Source organism: Oleiphilus sp. HI0043, assembly GCF_001634935.1.
On record NZ_LWEY01000520.1, the window covers coordinates 1 to 775 of the forward strand.

Annotated in this window: 1 protein-coding gene; it reads left to right on the plus strand. The window is 40.1% G+C overall.

The window, feature by feature from the left end:
- Positions 1-54 precede the first annotated feature (54 nt).
- A partial coding sequence (locus A3729_RS06425; protein WP_068633437.1) for a VacJ family lipoprotein occupies positions 55-775 on the plus strand: 721 nt, incomplete at its 3' end.

Consider the following 775-nt stretch of genomic DNA (forward strand, 5'->3'; position numbering starts at 1 on the left):
CTAAAGAAACTATAACAACTAAAAAGTAAGCAGAACTATAATAAGAGATTAAGTATGCGCTTTTGTTACCACGCTCTAATTTTATTATTTCTAAGTACCTTTACGCTTAATGCATTCGCTAATGATGAAGCAGAAGAGCCTTATTATGACCCTAGATACGCAGAAATAGATCCTTATGAGTCATTTAATCGAAGCATGTTCGTATTGAATGATAATTTGGATGAGTATCTCGCCACTCCCTTGGCAAAGCTTTACAGATTTGTAACGCCCGGTTTTGTCGATAAAGGTGTTACCAACTTTTTTGGCAACCTCAATGATGTCGAAACCTTTGTTAACTCTTTGCTGCAGGCTAAGTTTCACAACGCGGTTGTTTCTCTTAACCGAGTTATCTACAACACTGTTTTTGGCATAGGCGGCTTGTTTGATGTTGCGACCTCATTTGGCCTGGAAGCCAGCGATGAAGATTTTGGACAAACACTTGGTTATTGGGGTTATGAAGAGTCTACCTATCTTGTGTTACCTGTTCTAGGGCCATCTACCGTCAGAGACTTTAGCGGACAAATAGTAGATTACGTTGCCGACCCGGTTGACTATCTTGTCGAATTCTCAACTGAAGAAAGTATTGCTCTAAAGGCTGTTGATTTAATAGATACACGAGCAGACCTGCTAGCTGCGAACAACTTATTATTCAAAGAAGACCGCTACGCCTTCTTCAGGAGTGCCTATTTGCAAAATCGAAACTTCCTTATTAAAGATGGCGAAGTAGAAGACCCGT